We start from the raw sequence: 17,444 nt of genomic DNA on the forward strand, positions 1-17,444 counted from the left end.
GCAGTTGCCGCCACGCTGCATGACATCGGAGAAGGAGGGTGAGATCTGGCCGAAGCGCCTTTCAATGATCTTCTCAGGTGCAAAAGAAAACCCGTTCGGCAAGGGTGACGCCCTTGCAGTGACCAAGGCGCAGGTTTTCAATCATGTCGTGGACAAACAGTACGCCAATCGTGTGAAACCAGCGGAGTAGAACATGCGGATCGTCATTAATGGCTTTGGACGAATAGGGCGCACGATCCTGCGCCAGATTATGACCGACCCCGGCCATGCAGATATCGAGGTTGCGCTGATCAACGACATAGCGCCGCTTGAGACCTGTGCATACCTGTTGAAATACGACAGCACGTTCGGGCCGCTTCCCGACACCGTCGAGGAGGAAGACGGCGCATTGACGATCGGGCAGAGCCGCATCGCGTTTTCGACCTCGGCCGATATTGGGGCGTGCGACTTGACGGATGTCGACGTGGTTCTGGAATGCACCGGCCGCATCACATCACGGGACATGGCCGAACGTGGCCTGCGGGCAGGTGCCAAAGCGGTGCTGATTTCCGGCCCATCCGATCATTCGGATACGACGATTGTCCTGGGCGCCAATGACGAGACGCTGGGACGTTCGATGATCATCTCGAACTCTTCGTGCACGACAAATGCCATCGCGCCGTTGCTGCGCGCGATTGATGCGAAGCTGGGGATCGAACAGGCGCATGTCACGACGATCCATTGCTACACCGCCAGCCAGCCGATGGTCGACACGCCACGCGCCGGTCTGGCGCGCAGCCGGGCAGGGGCTGAATCCATGGTGCCCACAACCACAAGTGCCGCGAAGGAGCTGACGCAGATCCTGCCCGGTATCGGTGCCCGCACCAGTATTGCGGCCGTGCGGGTTCCATGTCTGAGCGTATCGGCGATAGACGCGACCATTCAGCTTTCATCCCCGGCAGCCGCGTCGGCAACCGAGACCCTGAAGAAGATCGCCAATGAAAGCCGCGTGATCGGAGCGACGGACGATGCGTGCGTGTCCCGTGACCTTCGCGCGCGTCCGGAATCGCTGATACTGGCCCTTCCTGAAACGATGGCCACGGGCGAACGTCAACTGCGGCTCTTTGGTTGGTACGACAATGAATGGGGCTTTTCCGCGCGGATGATCGATATGGCACGCAGGCTCGCGTCTCGGTCGAATAGGCCGGGCTGACGGCGGCGAAGCCCAAGATAGACAGAGGGACGAAAGACAGGCGACGCTTGCATGCACCGAAGTCCGGATGCCGCGCGAAAGATGCGTCCGATACAGCGGTGCGAGGCCGTCGCGCGTACAGAAATTGAGATCAATCCCAAGGATTGGTCGTGGAGAATTTGTCGGCGCATCCGCAGGCTGCCGAGCCATTCGAAATCGCTCGAAACGAGTTTCTCAGCTGAGGCTGAAAAAACAGGGTCGATGGCAAGCTGTCGGGTCAAACTGAAAATCACGCCAGAGTGCAGGTCTGGAATTAAGGAGGAGGAACGAACAAATGACTGATGCAACCATCAATCCGTCGTCGGTTGATGCCGTAAACGAGAAGATCCCACCGGCGAAGCTATTCACCTTGGGGTTACAGCATGTGCTTGTCATGTATGCGGGCGCAATTGCCGTTCCGCTGATCGTGGGCCGCGTGTTGAAGCTGAACCCTGAACAGGTGGCTTTCCTGATCTCTGCCGACCTCTTCGTCTGTGGCGTCGTGACCATCATTCAATCGCTTGGGGCGTCGAAATGGTTCGGTATCAAGCTGCCGGTCATGATGGGCGTTACATTTGCCAGCGTTGGTCCGATGGTGTCCATCGGCATCGCCAATCCGGGCGTTGACGGCGCGCGTATGATCTTTGGTTCGATCATCGGGGCGGGCATAGTCGCGATGCTGCTGGCCCCGACGGTCAGCCGCATGTTAAGGTTCTTTCCGCCGGTCGTGACAGGAACAATCATTCTTGTGATCGGCGTCACCCTGATGCGTGTCGGCATCAACTGGATCTTCGGTCTGCCAGTTGGTCCGACCGCACCGCAACTGGTTGCGCCAGAGCACACTGCATGGCTTGAAGGGCTTCGCGCCGCTGGCGTCACCGAAATTCCGGACGGGCTGACACTAGGCGCGACCCAAGAAAACGACAACTATGCGACGCTGCCGAACATGGCAATTTCGGGCATCGTTCTGTTGACGATCATTCTGATCATGAAGTTTTTCACCGGTTTCCTGGCCAATATCTCGGTCCTGTGCGGGATTGTCGTTGGGGCTATTCTGGCCGCGTCGATGGGCTACATGCATTTCTCCAGTGTCGGTGAAGCTCATTGGTTCGCTCTGATCACACCGTTGCGTTGGGGCGTCCCGATCTTTGATCCGATCATGATCCTGACCATGACGCTGGTGATGATCGTCGTGATGATCGAATCCACCGGCATGTTCCTTGCGCTCGGTGAAATGTGCAACAAGAAGATCGAACGCCCGTCGCTTTCGGCCGGTCTGCGTACCGACGGACTGGGCACGGTCATTGGCGGTCTGTTCAACACTTTCCCGTACACCTCGTTCAGCCAGAACGTGGGCCTTGTCGGTGTCACCGGCATCCGCTCTCGCTATGTCTGTGTCATGGGTGGCGCGATCATGATCGTGTTGGGCCTTGTGCCCAAGATGGGTGCCCTGGTCGAGGCGCTTCCGGTTTCCGTTCTTGGCGGTGCTGGTCTGGTGATGTTCGGCATGGTTGCCGCAACTGGCGTGCGTATCCTGGGTGCGGTTGATTTCAAGACGAACCGCTATAACGGTCTGATCGTGGCAATCTCGCTGGGTCTGGGAATGATTCCACTGATCGCGCCTGAATTCTCCATGCATCTGCCACATGAGATCGAACCGTTGATCGACTCTGGCATCCTGCTGGCAGCAATTTCCGCGGTGTTTTTGAACATCGTCTTCAACGGTGCAAAAGCGATCACCGAAGATGAATTGCGTCAAACAGCGATGCAGTCGGACGGCGGCCACTAAGCGCTTCCAACAGATCAAAAGAACCGCGAACGGGGCCTTCGTGGCCCCGTTTGCACGTCTGGACCCACAAATCTACCAAGTTTCAAATTCATGCGGTCAAGGATCTTGCTCACCGCAAAACAACCCCAGTTTGTGGGCAATGCCCGCTTGCATACGCCCTCGGCCCGGCGGCACACCCCTCACCTTCGGTGCTTTCGTCGATTTTAGAGGGGCTTTGCTGGTCCCAATGCCTTGGGCGCATCGCTCCGCCGCAAGCCATTGCGGTTGAGGAAGATAGGCCACCCAGAATGTGCCTTTCATCGCCCACGGCGCGTCGTGGCTTTTTTGGAAAATGGGGCGTGTCCGCTCCACCTGCGCTTATGTGGAACAGGAAAGATTGCTGCTCATCACTGATGTCAGCGTGGGGACCAACCACCCGAGTTCAAAAGCCTCAAATCAAACAATGGGCATACCACACAAGCCTACGTTGTTTTTTTGAGGATTCTCGCGTAAGCTAGATATTATTTAGTGATTTCTGTACATTGACTTAAAAGAAAATCGGATACCGTTATGGTGGAAAATACTATTTCCTCAACCTCGCTCTTTGTCAGCTACTGTCATCGTGATGCCAGACATCGGCCGCGCTTCAATTCCAGCCGCATGGGAGAGTTGCTTGCCGATGTAAGATATGAGCTTGGTGCCGACGGATCCGACAGCCGTTACCAACTGGTCAAGGACACCGAAGGTGCGCTTCGAACCGGTGACTGGATCGACGACAAGATTGCCGAAGAAATCGCCAAATCCGATATCGGGCTGGTGTTCCTGTCTGAGAATTATTGCCGCTCCAGCAGTTGCGAAAAGGAACTGCGCACCTTCATCAAGCTTGGCAAAAGCCTGATCCTTGTGGAACTGGACGATCATTGGACCACATCTGACGACCATCCGATGGTCGCACTTCGGGATGAGTTGCGCGGCTTGCTTTCGATCCGGTTCTGGGCGGAACAAGCGGGCAAATCCGTGCGCTTTGGTCATCCCTTGCCGCAGACGGCGACCGGGCTGGCGCAAGAAGGGTATCGACAACAGTTGCAACGCTTGGTCGATGACATCAAGACCATGTCAAACAGCGTTACCGACAGGCAGGCTACCGCAGCGCCGAACCAGATTGCGCCAAGTGACGACAGCTTGGTGAAAATCGTTCTGGCCGCGTCCACCAGCGATACCAAGACTGAAACCGACCGGCTGGAACGGGTCTATCTGGATGCTGGTTTTGGTGTCACACGTCTGGACCGCGTTTCCGAGGATCTGAATGCCGCAGCCATCCGCGACCATCTGAACGCCGCGCATATCTTTGTTCAGGTGATTGGCGCGATCCCCGGCCGCCGCGTTGCGGATTACAAGGGCCTGCCCAGCAGTGTGGCACAGCATGGCATCGCAAAAGAAGTCGGGATAGAAGCCGCCGTCTGGATGCCCCGAGGCTTTGATCTGGCCGAATGCGGCGAGGATTATGCCGAGTTTCTGCGTACTGTGGTAAGCCACAGATCCAGTTTTGAAGATTTCGAGGCCTATAGTGTGAAGCTGGCCCGCAAAAAAGAAGAAGTGATCCAATCCGACCTTCGCCGCGAAGAAATCTTTCAGTCTGTTCCGGGGGAATTCCCTCCGCTTGTGTCGATTGACGCGGCCCGATCCGATGCGGTTCTGCGCGACAAGATCGGCGCGGCCTTGGACAAGCACGTTCTGGTCGATTACGTCGATTACAACGCAAGTATGGAAGCGCTGTCAGAATCCGTGCGCGACAACGACGCTATCGTGCTTGTCTATGGCGACCAGATCGAAGGTCAGAAACGGGCACGCGCGCATTTTCGGTTTTTCCGACGCTGGCGAAAGGCCGTGTGGAACGAGGAACAACAAAGGTTCGAAATTGCCTTTGGCAATGCCGCACCGGAAGATGCCACCCCCTGCCCCAGCGGGCCGGGCATCCATGTCATCCGGATTTCGTCAGATATTGACGAGGTGTCGATGGGCGCGTTCCTGTCTTCGCTTGGCGTGCAACCCGCACAATGAGTGACGCGATGGATCAACCCGCAGAAAGCTTGACGCCCTATCCGGGATTGCGGTCGTTTCTGCGATCAGAGTTCGATATTTTCTACGGACGCGACGACCATGTGTCCGACATGCTCGACAAACTGGCCAAGAACCAATTCCTTTGTGTTACCGGCCCGTCCGGATGCGGGAAATCGTCGCTGGCGCGGACAGGCCTGTTCAACGCGCTGGAGGCCGGATTTCTTGGGGATCGTGGGTCTGACTGGATCTATTGCGATCTGTATCCGGAAACCGATCCGCTGGACCGGCTCGCGTCGGCACTGGCAAAGGCGATCGTCACCGGGGAAAGCGGTCGCGGCACCCCTGATCCGAACGACGAACAGGTGCCGGTTGTCGAAGAGTTGCGCAACCTGTTCCTGAACCACATCGAAAGGCGGTCCAGCAATCTCAATGAGGCGCTGGACGGGATCACCTTGCTGGAAGGTCGGCCCATTGTCATCCTCGTCGATCAGTTCGAAGAGATCTTTCGCTATGCGCAGGACGACCCGCACGAAGCATCGCGCTTTGTCGATGTGTTGCTCAAGACGACGGCGGCGCTTCGGGACGTCTATGTCGTCATCACCATCCGCACTGACGAGTTGGAGAAATGCTCGCGCTATTCCGGTCTGACAAGCGCGATCAACCACAGCCAGTTTCTGACGCCAACGCTGGACAGGTTCCAGATGCAAGAGGCGATCGAAGGCCCGATCTCGCTGTTTGGCGGCACGATAGAGCCAGAACTGGCCGTCTGGTTGCTGAACGGGTTGGAAGAGCAGTTGGACAAGCTGCCGCTTATGCAGCACGCGCTTCGGTTGCTGTATATTGATGCGCGACGCAAGCAGCCCGAGGGCCATGTCACCATCGGCCTGTCGGACTTCTTCCGCGCCTTCGATATTCCCGAGACCCCCGGTCAGTCGCGCAGCGGCGGGCATGACGCGTTGCGCATGTCGCTGTCGCACCGGCTGGACAAGATCTACAACAGACTGTCCAGCCACGATCAGAAGATCACGCGCGGGCTGTTTTGTGCGTTGACGACACTGAACAGCCGGGGCCGGGATATTCGTCGTCCGATCAAACTGGGAGAGGCGGCCGCGACGCTCGATTGCAGTTTTGACGAATTGGTCGCGGTGATTTCGGCCTTCAAGGACGGCACCGAAAGCTATTTGCGCGTCGCCGGAGAATTTGACGGCATAGACCCCGACGACACCGTGGACGTGACCCATGAATGCGTGCTGCGCCTCTGGCAGCCGCTGCGCGACACATGGTTGCCCGAGGAAAGCGCCTCTGCGTCGAATATCCGCTTCCTTGCGCGGCTTGCCTATGACCGGGAGACGACAGCGCGCGGCGGCCTGTGGGACCGGCTGATCGGCAGCGGTTTGCTGCGGAAGAATGCGCGTAAACGCCATTCGGAATGGTGGGCGACGAGACGGCCGAACGCGGCTTGGGCGGAACGGCATCTGGCGCATCTGAACTGGGTGGATGACAGCGGAACGCTCAGCCCCAGGGATGTGTTTGAACGTGTGCGCGGGTTCGTCCGGAAATCTGAACGCTATGCGGTCTATGAAAAGGCCACGTTGTTCGGTGTGACCGCGCTCGCGTTGCTTGTCGGGGCGGTGATCGTCGTTGAACGGGCAGGCGACCGACGGGCACTGGCACAGGCCGAGCTGGAAAGCCTGCAAAAATCCGAAGAACTGGCGCAGGCAAAGCTGTTACTTGCTGAACAAAAGGCGCAGCAGGAAGAAGCGGATGCCTGGGCCACGAAACAGGAAGCCGCACGGCAAACTTTGTCGGCGGTCCAACCCACGTCTTATGCGCAAGACCCGTTTGACGTTGCATTTCGTGCGGCATCGGCGCTGGATTATGCCATAGAAGTCAATCTGGACCCCGCATCACTGGATTTTGGACAAAGACAGCTTCGCCAGTCGCTGACCTATATTCACGAACTTCGGCGCTTCGGTCACGGGCCTGGTGCGGTCAATGCGGTTTATGCCGCGTCATTCCTTGACGGTGGTACGCAGATCGTCACGCTGACCGAAGGGTTGGAATTGTTCGTCTGGGATCGCTACGATAATTCTAAGCCCATTCGTGTCGTTCCACTTGCGCAATCGCTCAGCCGTGGCGATGGCCTACAGGGCAGGTCAATGGCGGTCGCGGCAGATGGCGCTATCGCTGTCGGTACGCAGCGCGGCGCGGTTCTTCTGGTCGAAAGCCTGACAAATGGGGGCGCGCCGCCCACCGTGACAGAGCTTTACGCCGGACCCGCAGAATGGGGCTATGCCACGATCTCGAAACTGGATTTCTCGGCGGATGGAAGGTTCTTGATTGGCGGATCCCTGACCGGCCATATTCACGTCTGGCAACGATTGGCGACGGGGCGCTGGGGGCACCACAGGATATTCACATCGCGCAATCTGGTCGCGAGAGGAGACGGCGAAACACTCGACCTGGCCGATGGGTCGGAATATGCCCCCCCGTCGGCCAGAATTTGGTCGGTTGCTTTTTCACCTGACGGGGTGGTTGCTGCATTTGGCCGTCAGGACGGTATCGTCTGTCTGATGACACCTGATGGGCTGGCGACGACCTGTTCCAATGAAGGCCATTCGCAGGCGGTCAAAGGCCTGAGCTTTGCACCCGACGGAAATATTCTCGCGTCGGGGGGCAATGATGACGCCGTGCGTCTTTGGAGATTGTCGCGGCCAGCCGGCGACACAAGCGGCTTGCCCGCGGTTTCTCTGTCTGATGGCAGGCTCTGGCAGGATTCGGACATTTGGGACCTCAGTTTCAACAACCAAGGCAGCCTGCTTGCGGCGACATCCTGGGACGGCACGACTTTTCTGTACCGCACCGATGAGTGGCGTCCGTTGACGATTTTGCGCAGCCACCAAAGGGCCCCCCGGACGGTGGAATTCGCGCCGGAAAACAGCGAGGTTCTGACCGCTGCGCTGGACAACACGGCCCGCATCTGGACGCCTTTTGCGTCACGCCTGACTGATTATTCGCTTAGCGGGCGGGTATCGGGCAATTCCGCGCAAGTGCAGTCACTTGCCATGGGGCCGGAAGGCAAATGGGTGGGGTATACCGACCGGACGACGATCTGGTCCAAGGCAAAAAACGACAAGGCGACACCGATCTACGTTGCCTCGGAAGCCGATGCGAGTCCGCAAATGCTGGCCAGCTCTCAGGCAAGCGACGTGATGATGGCCAGCATGTACGCGCCCGCCGTCAGGACGTTCCGGCGAACCGCCACTGGCGAATGGACGGACCTGGAAACGCGGCTGACAGGTGACGCGCTGAACTTTCGCAAGCGCGGCAGAAAACTGGCAATGTCCGACGATGGTCAACGGTTTGCGGTGGATGTGGGCGGATCTGACGGTGAGTGGATTCTGGTTTGCGAAACGGGGTCCGATGCTTGCGGAAGCGCCAAATCCGATCATATTGCTCTCGTGCGCTTTCAGGCCGAGGTGGAAACCAGCCGGTCCGAGGGGCACGCGTGCCGAAGACCGGCCTTTCCGACATCGCTCGCACTGTCGCCCGATGGCGCACGGTTGGCCGTCGGAGGGAGTGATTGCAATATCCGTCTATACGATCTGGACGTGGAAACCGGCGCGGGCACGCTGGCAAAGCTCGCCCAGTACCATGTCGGAAACATCACGGCGCTGGATTTTTCATCCGACGGCAGTTTTGTCGTGGCGGGATCCGCTGATTGGCAAGGCAGCGTCTGGTGGCCCGAAACGGATACGATACGTCTGCTGCAAGAGCACCGTTCCAAGCTGACCGGTGCCCGCGCCTTGCCGACGGGCGAATTCGTAGCCACGATATCCAATGATGAACATCTGATCATCTGGGATACTGCAACCGGCGCGCCACAGGCTGACTATCAGAGCTTTACCGAAACCTTGAACGCACTCGACGTTCGCGGCACGGATGACGGGATCAAGCTGGCTGTCGGCACGCGTGGCGGCAATGTTGTCGTGCAGCAGTTTTTTGTGGCACCACAGAAGTTTCTGGATTTCGCACGAACGACGCTTGATGCAATTACGGGCAACGACAAATGACGCCACGCGAGGACAATTCCTTTGTCGCCGTTTCTAGGTCAGTTTCGGAATAACCATCGAAAACGTCGTGACCCCGTCCACGCAACTGACATCCAGCTGGCCATTATGCGCCTTGGCAATGGATGCGGCGATATGCAGACCCAACCCAAGACCCTCGCCCTTGGCGTGGATACCGCGGTTGAACGGCTTGAACAGCGCGCTCCGAAGTCCGTCGGGGATCGGTTCTCCCCTGTTGGCCACCGATATCTGAACGCCCGACTCCACGTCCTTGGCGACAACATGGATCGGATGCTCTTCCGTGCCGTGCTGTACCGCGTTCGCCAGCATATTCGACACGGCCTGACCGATGCGCTGCGCATCCGAACTGATGGTCTCGTCGAAGTTCATGGTCAATTCGACCCGGTGGTTCGGGGACGCCGCCCGCACCTCGTCGACGACGTGGCGGATCGCTTCCGCAAGCGGTGCGTTCGGAATGATCTCTGCACGAATGCCACCGCCCAGCCGGGCCTTGGCATGCAGCATCATGTTCTCTGTCAATTCCTGCATCCGGTGGACGGATTGAGTCATCAACGGCAACAAAACCGCAACTTTTTCGGGTTCCGGGTGCCGAACGAGTTGTCGCAGACCTGCTCTGAGGGCGGCGATCGGATTGCGCAAGTCGTGGCCGAGAACGGCAAGGAATTCTTCCTGTAGCTTGCCCATTTCCTTTTCGTGATCGACCAACTGCTCTTGCGCTTCCAGGCGCTCTTCGGTTTCCAGACTGCGGCCGATGACGTCGGCAAACATCTTCAACATGGCCAAAACCCTGGGGTGCCGAAGCTTCCGCGGTTCGGTATCAATCGCGCAAAGCGTCCCAAAGAAAGAGTCATCGCTGCGAAAGATCGGAATCGAGGCGTAGCTTACAATTCCGAACTCTTGCGCAATGGGATGTCCCGCATAGACCTCGTCAGTGCTCACATCCTCAAATACGATCCTTTCCGATGTGTCGCGGACCATTCTGCAAAAGGTAGAGCGTATGTTGATCTCGTCTCCAGCTTGCAGGCCGAAGTTGATTTCGTCCACGGTACGACACGCAACCCAGCGGTCCTGAGTCACGCGTGCAACCGCAGCAAACCGAGTGCCGGTCGCCAGCATGACGGTTTCCAGGATGACGCCAATCGTTTCACTGCTGAGAATTGTTTCTATTTCAGCCTGAAAGTCGTGCTGTCCCTCCAAAAACGCGCGGTGGTTTTGAAGTTCGGTAGTCGCCTGTTGATCCATGGCACAGTTTTCCGTCTTTGCATCTTCCCAGTGTAAAAAGGCGCGATAATGCCGTCCAGTAACTTCACGATGCAAAGCAACCATCTGGGCTGGCTGCTAATCATGCGACAGAAAGAATACCAGCGAAAAAACATAAGGTTACGTCATATGACACACATATCGCGGGGCCATCGACCAGCCATTGCGGGACGCTACCCAGCGTAGGGCCCGTATTTTGGTGCCTGGTGCCAGTCCCATGCGGTTTTTATGATCATTTCGATATCCGGCATCTCGGGCGTCCAGCCCAACAGGGTTTTCGCACGACTGCTGTCGGCCACCAGCGTCGCGGCGTCTCCTTCACGTCTTGGCTTGATACGATAGGGAATTTTCCGGCCCGTGACTTTTTCGGCCGCCTCCAGCACTTCCATGATCGTGAAACCATTGCCATTGCCGAGATTGAAGTCATGCGCACCCGGATTTGCATCCATGTAATCCAGAGCTGCCAGATGAGCCGACGCAATATCGTTGACGTGGATATAGTCGCGTGTGCAGGTGCCATCGCGCGTGTCGTAATCGTTGCCGTTAATATCGAGCATGTCCCGCTCACCAAGGGCCGCCAGCAGGATATTGGGGACCAGATGGGTTTCGGGTTCATGCGCTTCGCCGATCTCGCCGGATGGGTCGGCACCGGCGGCGTTGAAGTACCGAAAGCAGACAGAGCGGATACCGAAGGCGTGACCGTAATCCGCCAGCACCTGTTCCATCATCAGCTTGGTGCGTCCGTATGGGTTGAGCGAGTTCTGGGGGTGGCTTTCGGCGATCAACGCGGTTTGCGGGTTTCCGAAGGTCGCGGCGGTGGAGGAGAACACGATACGGTCCACATCGGCTTTGCGCATCGCGTCCAGCAGGTTCAGCGTGCCGACCACGTTATTGCGGTAGTAGATATCCGGTGCCACCACCGACTCGCCCACGGCGATCAGCGCGGCAAAGTGATAAACCGCGTCAAACCTGTGCTCAGCGAACAGTCGGGCCAGTGCGTCCGTGTTCAGAAGATCCCCTTCGATCAGCGGCACCGTCGAAGGTACGGACGCGGCATTGCCCTGCGACAGGTTATCGAAAACGACAACATCATAGCTTCGCTCAACCAGCTGCCGCACCATGTGAGAGCCGATGTACCCCGCGCCGCCGCAAACAAGTATTTTGGATTTCAACTTGATGATCCTCTTAATCTTGCCCGGCCGGCTGGTTAGGTAGAGCACGCCACGTCCGTCTTTCTGACGCAGCTACCCTCAGTTATCCGCAAGAAACTAATAGGCATGGGTCACGCCGAAACTCAAGCAAAGGCCGTTGTCGGGGCGGATCAGTAACCTTGTGAAAACACCTCCGGTGGTCAGCAACTGAAGACAGGACCGCTGCCTTTCACCGTCGGCCCGAGCCGCGACCGGAAACTTCTGTCCCAGAGATTTCCGTCAGCCCAGCCAAGTCCGATAGTCGCTGACCAGCAGGTGCTTGGGGTCCACATCTTCGTCGATCCTGGCGAAACGGCCAATCGGTTCGCGAAAAATATTGTCCGTCTCGTCGTCATTGACGGTCGAGACTTCGCCGACAAGCACATCGCCGCCTTCCCCCCAGAAGGCATGCCAGTCTCCGGGCATCAGGGTGACGCTTTCCCCCGGCGCAAGGGACAGCTTTTCGCCGGGGGCGTAATCGCGCCGGATACCATCGCAGAAGACAGTGCCACCCTTGTCCTGCGCGAACCCGCCTTGATCGTCAGACCCGAACAGTTCGATGACAAGCGTCGCGCCGCCGCGGTTGATGATATCCTCGGCCTTGATGACATGCGTGTGCATCGGGCTAAGCTGATCCTGTCGCGAAATCAGCAGTTTTTCAGCGTAGCACATGCCGCCGCCACGTTGCAGGTCCGCAAGCCGCCCATTGCGCAGCGTGAACAGGAACAGGCCCATCCTGTCGAAATCGCCTGCTCCGTAATCGGTAATATCCCAACCGCAGCGGGCGTCGATGACATTGCGGGCCGCGTCCTTGCGGGCCTTGAATTCTTCGGGTGTCCAATAGGCGAAGGGCGGAAGGACAAACCCGTATTGCCGGATCATGTCATCCGCCGCCATCAGGATTTCGTTTATGCGTGAACGCTTCATGCTGCGACCCCATCAGTGTCAGAAATTTCAATCGACCTCCGCCGCCGTCCGGATGAAAAGCGCAGCATCATTTCTGATACCGTGCCATCGTAAGCCCATCGAAGGAGATCTCGGGCGTCTTGCCCAGCACCACGTCAGCCACGGCACGGCTGGAGCCACAAGCCATGGTCCAGCCCAGGGTGCCGTGCCCCGTGTTCAGGAAAAGGTTGTTATATTGCGTCGGCCCCAGAACCGGCGTGCCGTCGGGCGTCATCGGGCGCAGGCCGGTCCAGCCTTCGGCCTTTGAAATGTCGCCGCCCTTTGGGAACAGATCGCCGATCACATGTTTCACGGTGTCCGTGGCGTGTGGGCCAAGACGGTCGGAGTAACCTGCGATCTCGGCCGTGCCCGCCACCCTGATGCGGTCGCCCAGCCGGGTGATCGCAACCTTGTGGGTTTCGTCCATGATCGTGGATTGCGGCGCAAACGCATCATCGGTGACGGGCAGCGTGACCGAGTAGCCCTTGACCGGATAGACGGGCAGCTTGATGCCGATTGGGTTCAGCACGTTCACAGCGTAGCTGCCCATGGCACAGACATAGGCATCCCCGGTGATGCGCCCCGCGATTTCTGTGTCCACGCCTGCGACCTTGCCATCCTCGATCGCGATGGATTTGATCGACTGACCGTATTGAAACTCGACCCCCATCTCGACGCATTTTTCCGTCAATGCGATGGTGAACATTCGGCAATCGCCGGTGCGGTCGGCGGTCAGGCGCAGGCCGCCCACAAACTTGTTGCGCACCTCTGCCAGTGCCGGTTCGACTTCGATGCAGGCGTCGCGGCCAAGCACCTCGTAGGGGGAATCGTATTCGGCCAGAATGTCCTGATCGGCCTTGGACGCCTTCATCTGCTTGGCGGTCCGAAACAACTGCAAGGTGCCTTGCGCGCGACCGTCATAGTCGATCCCGGTCTCGGCGATCAGATCAGGCATGACATCACGTGAGTAGCTGGACACGCGCACCATGCGACCCTTGTTGATGCGATAGCTTTCCTCATTGCAGTTCCGGACCATCTGCACGCACCATTTCCACATGGTCGGGCTGATAAGCGGCCAGATGAACAGCGGACGGCGTTTCATGAACATCCATTTGACGGCTTTCATCGGAATGCCGGGGGCGGCCCATGGCGACGTCATGCCATAGCTCAGCTGGCCCGCGTTGGCATAGCTGGTCTCCAGCCCCGGTCCGGACTGACGGTCGATGACCACCACTTCCGCACCCTGTTTGGCAAGGTAATACGCGGTGGTGACGCCGATGACGCCCGCGCCCAAAATGACGACTCTCATGGGAAATGCCTTCCAATTGCGTTCGAGGCACGATGCGACGGAACGGTGCGGGGTGCAAGGCAAGTGGGAAATCTGCGCACGGCAAACACCGACACATGCAGAAAATCATGGGCACTAGGTTCGGAGCCAGAGGGGAGAACCCTTGCCAGAGCGGCAGGACAACTCGGAATCCGAGCATGGGATTTCTTTACGGGCTAGCTGAGCCGGAAATCGCTTGTCTCGCATCTTGGGGGAATGGAGGCAGTATTCCCTGACTTCCATCCTCCTGCTCTATATTGATCGCACTGCCTGGACAAAGAAGCGACTCGACGCCGGCTAAACTCTGTAATCGGCAGGGTCGCGCACGTTACGTCCGGCGCGCCTCTTGCTGGATTGCGGAAAGGCATCCTTGGTCCAATGCGGCTGACAGGACCTGTTCGATATGCGCCCGCCAATCCGAATCCTCGCCAAGACGTTGGGGGATGAGGTTTGGCAGGATATGCACGGCATCGGATATGGCGCTTGCGCTGCGCGGCACATCGCTAAGGGCAGCGGTGATTTCAACCTCGCGCGGATCGCGCAAATCATGCGCGGTGCCATCGTCCAGGCGGCCAAGACAGAACCGCATCCACATCGCCGTAGCAAATGCAAAAGGACGCAGGTCGCTTCCGGTATCCAGAGCGACAAGCGCGGGCTGAAAGATGCGCTGTGGCAATTTCTGCGAGCCATCCATCGCGATCTGATAGGTTTCGTGTGCAATCGCCGGGTTGCGAAACCGCTGCGCCAAGGCTGCGGCATAGTCCGCGACATCAATGCCCGGCAAAGGTTGCAACAAATCACCGGCGGCCTTCAGGTGCCTTTTTACAAGCTGGGCAATCGCCGGGTCCGCCATCACGTCCCGCACATAGCGCCGCCCGGCCAGAAAACCCGTATAGGCAAGCATTGAGTGGCTGCCGTTCAGCATTGTCAGTTTCATTTTCTCATAAGGTGCCACGTCCGATACGAAAAGCGCGCCGCCCTCTTCCCATTGCGGTCTGCCGGAGGGGAAATGATCTTCGATCACCCATTGGATAAACGGTTCGGTTTCGACCGTCGCCTGATCCTCGCAGCCGGTTTGACGAAGGGCCTCGGCGCGGGTTTCGTCAGTCGAAGCGGGGGTGATCCGATCCACCATCGAGGACGGGAACGCGATATTCTGTGCGATCCAATCGCTCAGCTCCGCATCCCCGGACAGCTTTGCAAAGCCGATCACACCATCGCGCAGCAACGCGCCGTTTTCAGGAAGGTTATCACAAGACAGCACTGTGAATGGCACATGCCCCGCCTGTCGGCGTTGCTTGATAGCGGCGGTCAACAATCCCAGAACACCGGCGGGGGCATCCGGTTGCGCCAGATCCGCCTTGACGGCCGGGTGGGCAGCGTCTGGTCCCCGCGCTTGACGGTCGATGCCATAGCCTTTCTCGGTCACGGTAAGTGTCACGACACGAATAGACGGATCGCAAAGCGCATCCAGCGTGGCGGCGGGATTGGCCGCGATGACTTTCTGGACCGCGCCCACGATACGGGCTTTGGTTCCGTTTTCGTCCCGTTCGATCAGGGTATACAGGCCATTTTGAGGGTTCAGTTCCTTCGCAATCGCCGTCGAACGCAGACTGACGCCAATAATCCGCCAATCACCGCCCTGCCGGGCCAAAGCGTCATCGGTCATCACCGCTTGGTGGGCGCGGTGAAATGCGCCAACCCCAAGATGCACAATGCCCGCGCCATGCGCCTCCGGTGAGTAGCCGGGGCCTTCGGCGGGTCCATTGAGCAGGGTGATGTCAGTCAGGCGCGGTGCATTCATTGTGCCAACCCCAGTTCCGGGTGCTTTGGCGCCAGCATACCGGTAAAATCATTTTCAGGGCGTGCGCCAAGTGAGCCAAAACAAGGCGTCATCCCGCTTATAGGGAAGATCGCCCGCACCGACAATGTCCTGACTATCGGCTTTGATCGATATGGTTCGCAGCAGACTCGACAGTGAAGCCAGTAGACGTCGGCATGTCAAACCGAAGGCCGATGCCCGCGACGATTCAACCCCAGCCGTCCAATGATGCGGCAATTCCGCAAATTGCAGGCCAACGCCTCGGTCGGGTCAGTTTCTGGCCGGGTGTGCCTCAGTTGCTGATCACGCCCTTCTTCAGAAGGATGTTGCCATATAGCCGTGTCTCGCCGGTCTGCACGATTGCAAAGGCGGATTTGGCGCGGTCATAAAACCGAAAGCGTTCCAGCCTGTGCAAAGTCGCGGGAATATCGGCGGTATCGGTGATGATCGTCTGAAACGCGGCGACGACAGGTGGCACGGCGTCGGGATCATCGACGACTTGCATGACATGCGCGGGGTTTTGGACGAAACTGTCCAGCGGCAGCACGGTCAGGACCGCTTTTAGAACGTCGGTGGCGGTCACCCCGTCAAGACGATGACAGCGACAGCCCAAGGCCGTCGCCGGAAAGTTCGCATCCGCGATGACGATCTCATCGCCGTGGCCCATGGCGCGGAGACTGTGAAGAAGGTCAGGCGACAGGATGGGCGGAATGTTGCGAAGCATCTATGCGTCCTCCGGCAAAGGGGCTTCCGGGTGGATCAGCCCCTGCGATTTCAGATCGGCCCACAGGGCGGAGGGTATGGGCGTTTCGAATATTTCGATGTTCTGGCGCACCTCGTCGGGCGTAGACGCACCGGGTATCACGGTCTTTACGGCTTCATGGGCCAACGGAAATTGAAGAGCGGCGGCAATCAGCGGTGTCTCATGGGCGGTGCAGACCTCGCTTAGTCTGCGGACTCGCTGCAGTACGTCCTCGGGTGCGGGCGCGTAGTCATATCTTGCGCCTTCTACCGCGCCGGTCGCAAGGATCCCAGAATTGTACGGCCCGCCCAGAATGATCCCCACATCCCGCTTGGTGCAAAGTGGCAGAAAACTGTCAAGCGGGTCCTGCTCCAGCAGCGTATAGCGTCCGGCCAGCAGAAATCCGTCAAAATCCGCCTCGCCCAGCAGGCGTTCGCAAATCTGCCATGTGTTCACACCCGCCCCGATGGCCGCGATTTGGTCCGCATCGCGCAACTCGGCGAGGGCACGGTAACCGCCTTGATTGAAAAGTTCGCGTAGTTTGTCCTCGCTGCCTTCAGCGCCATGCGTGCCCGCGTCGATGTCGTGCAGGAACAGGATATCAATCCGGTCGGTGCCAAGCCGCGCGACACTGTCTTCATAGCTGCGCATGACGCCGTCATAGGTGTAATCGAAGACGATCCGCTTTTGCGGCACATCGACAAATGCCTCGGGGGTGACATCCTCGGGCGCACAATCGTGCAGAACCCGGCCGACCTTGGTCGACAGCGTCAGCGCGCTGACATCGAAGCGGGACAAAGCTTCTGCAAACCGCATTTCCGACCGACCCAGGCCGTATTGCGGTGCCGTGTCAAAATATCGGATGCCTGCGTCCCAGGCCGCATCAAGCGTGGCTTGGGCCGTCTCATCCGCGATCCTGCGATAGAGGTTTCCCAAGGGAGCCCCCCCGAACCCAAGCTGTGTCAGATTGAGCGGGGATTTTGTGCGGTGGTTGAGAACGTTGGTTCGAGACAATTTCATCAGAGATC

At 58.5% G+C, this 17,444-nt stretch carries 12 protein-coding genes and 1 pseudogene; 5 read left to right on the top strand and 8 right to left on the bottom strand.

Annotated features, from left to right (window positions below; all coding sequences use genetic code 11):
- The first annotated feature begins 19 nt into the window (after positions 1 to 19).
- The 3 genes from B8991_RS21440 to B8991_RS09685 all read left to right on the top strand — a co-directional run bounded on the left by B8991_RS21440 (position 20) and on the right by B8991_RS09685 (position 2,999).
- Positions 20 to 190, top strand: coding sequence for a hypothetical protein (locus tag B8991_RS21440; protein WP_179141457.1), 171 nt, complete (start codon positions 20 to 22; stop codon positions 188 to 190).
- Positions 191 to 193: 3 nt separating this feature from the next.
- A complete protein-coding gene (locus tag B8991_RS09680; protein WP_084352793.1) occupies positions 194 to 1,192 on the top strand; it encodes a type I glyceraldehyde-3-phosphate dehydrogenase in 999 nt (332 codons plus the stop codon).
- Between the two features lie 313 nt (positions 1,193 to 1,505).
- Positions 1,506 to 2,999: a nucleobase:cation symporter-2 family protein gene (locus tag B8991_RS09685; protein ID WP_084352794.1), complete on the top strand. Its 1,494-nt coding sequence runs from the start codon at positions 1,506 to 1,508 to the stop codon at positions 2,997 to 2,999.
- Between the two features lie 206 nt (positions 3,000 to 3,205).
- Here B8991_RS09685 and B8991_RS22290 read toward each other — a convergent pair.
- Positions 3,206 to 3,350, bottom strand: a pseudogene (locus B8991_RS22290) (IS5/IS1182 family transposase); the annotation flags it as partial.
- Positions 3,351 to 3,638: 288 nt separating this feature from the next.
- On the opposite strand from B8991_RS22290, the gene B8991_RS09690 reads away from it, so the two are divergent.
- Together B8991_RS09690 and B8991_RS09695 are read left to right on the top strand one after the other, a co-directional pair.
- A complete protein-coding gene (locus B8991_RS09690; RefSeq protein ID WP_179141458.1) occupies positions 3,639 to 5,039 on the top strand; it encodes a TIR domain-containing protein in 1,401 nt (466 codons plus the stop codon).
- Between the two features lie 8 nt (positions 5,040 to 5,047).
- Positions 5,048 to 9,112: an nSTAND1 domain-containing NTPase gene (locus tag B8991_RS09695; protein ID WP_179141459.1), complete on the top strand. Its 4,065-nt coding sequence runs from the start codon at positions 5,048 to 5,050 to the stop codon at positions 9,110 to 9,112.
- Between the two features lie 33 nt (positions 9,113 to 9,145).
- Here the strand turns inward: B8991_RS09695 and B8991_RS09700 are convergent, their stop codons facing one another.
- The 7 genes from B8991_RS09700 to B8991_RS09730 all read right to left on the bottom strand — a co-directional run bounded on the left by B8991_RS09700 (position 9,146) and on the right by B8991_RS09730 (position 17,436).
- Entirely contained in the window at positions 9,146 to 10,372 is a 1,227-nt protein-coding gene (locus tag B8991_RS09700) for a GAF domain-containing sensor histidine kinase (protein ID WP_084352797.1), read from the bottom strand.
- 191 nt (positions 10,373 to 10,563) lie between these two features.
- Positions 10,564 to 11,562, bottom strand: a complete 999-nt coding sequence (galE, locus tag B8991_RS09705) for a UDP-glucose 4-epimerase GalE (protein ID WP_218673204.1) — start codon at positions 11,560 to 11,562, stop codon at positions 10,564 to 10,566.
- Between the two features lie 258 nt (positions 11,563 to 11,820).
- The gene (locus B8991_RS09710; protein WP_084352799.1) at positions 11,821 to 12,507 is read right to left on the bottom strand and encodes a D-lyxose/D-mannose family sugar isomerase; all 687 of its coding nucleotides are present in this window, start codon (positions 12,505 to 12,507) and stop codon (positions 11,821 to 11,823) included.
- Positions 12,508 to 12,574: 67 nt separating this feature from the next.
- Entirely contained in the window at positions 12,575 to 13,897 is a 1,323-nt protein-coding gene (locus B8991_RS09715) for a D-amino acid dehydrogenase (protein WP_328588496.1), read from the bottom strand.
- 283 nt (positions 13,898 to 14,180) lie between these two features.
- Positions 14,181 to 15,656 carry a mannitol dehydrogenase family protein gene (locus B8991_RS09720; protein ID WP_084352801.1) on the bottom strand — a complete coding sequence of 492 codons (1,476 nt, stop codon included), beginning with the start codon at positions 15,654 to 15,656 and terminating at the stop codon, positions 14,181 to 14,183.
- A gap of 310 nt (positions 15,657 to 15,966) precedes the next feature.
- On the bottom strand, positions 15,967 to 16,398 hold the full coding sequence (locus tag B8991_RS09725; protein ID WP_084352802.1) for an RbsD/FucU family protein: 432 nt from the start codon (positions 16,396 to 16,398) through the stop codon (positions 15,967 to 15,969).
- A complete protein-coding gene (locus B8991_RS09730) occupies positions 16,399 to 17,436 on the bottom strand; it encodes an aldo/keto reductase (protein WP_084352803.1) in 1,038 nt (345 codons plus the stop codon).
- Positions 17,437 to 17,444 lie beyond the last annotated feature (8 nt).

Origin of the sequence: Primorskyibacter flagellatus, from assembly GCF_900176485.1 — a bacterium.
Taxonomy (GTDB): Bacteria; Pseudomonadota; Alphaproteobacteria; order Rhodobacterales; family Rhodobacteraceae; genus Primorskyibacter; species Primorskyibacter flagellatus.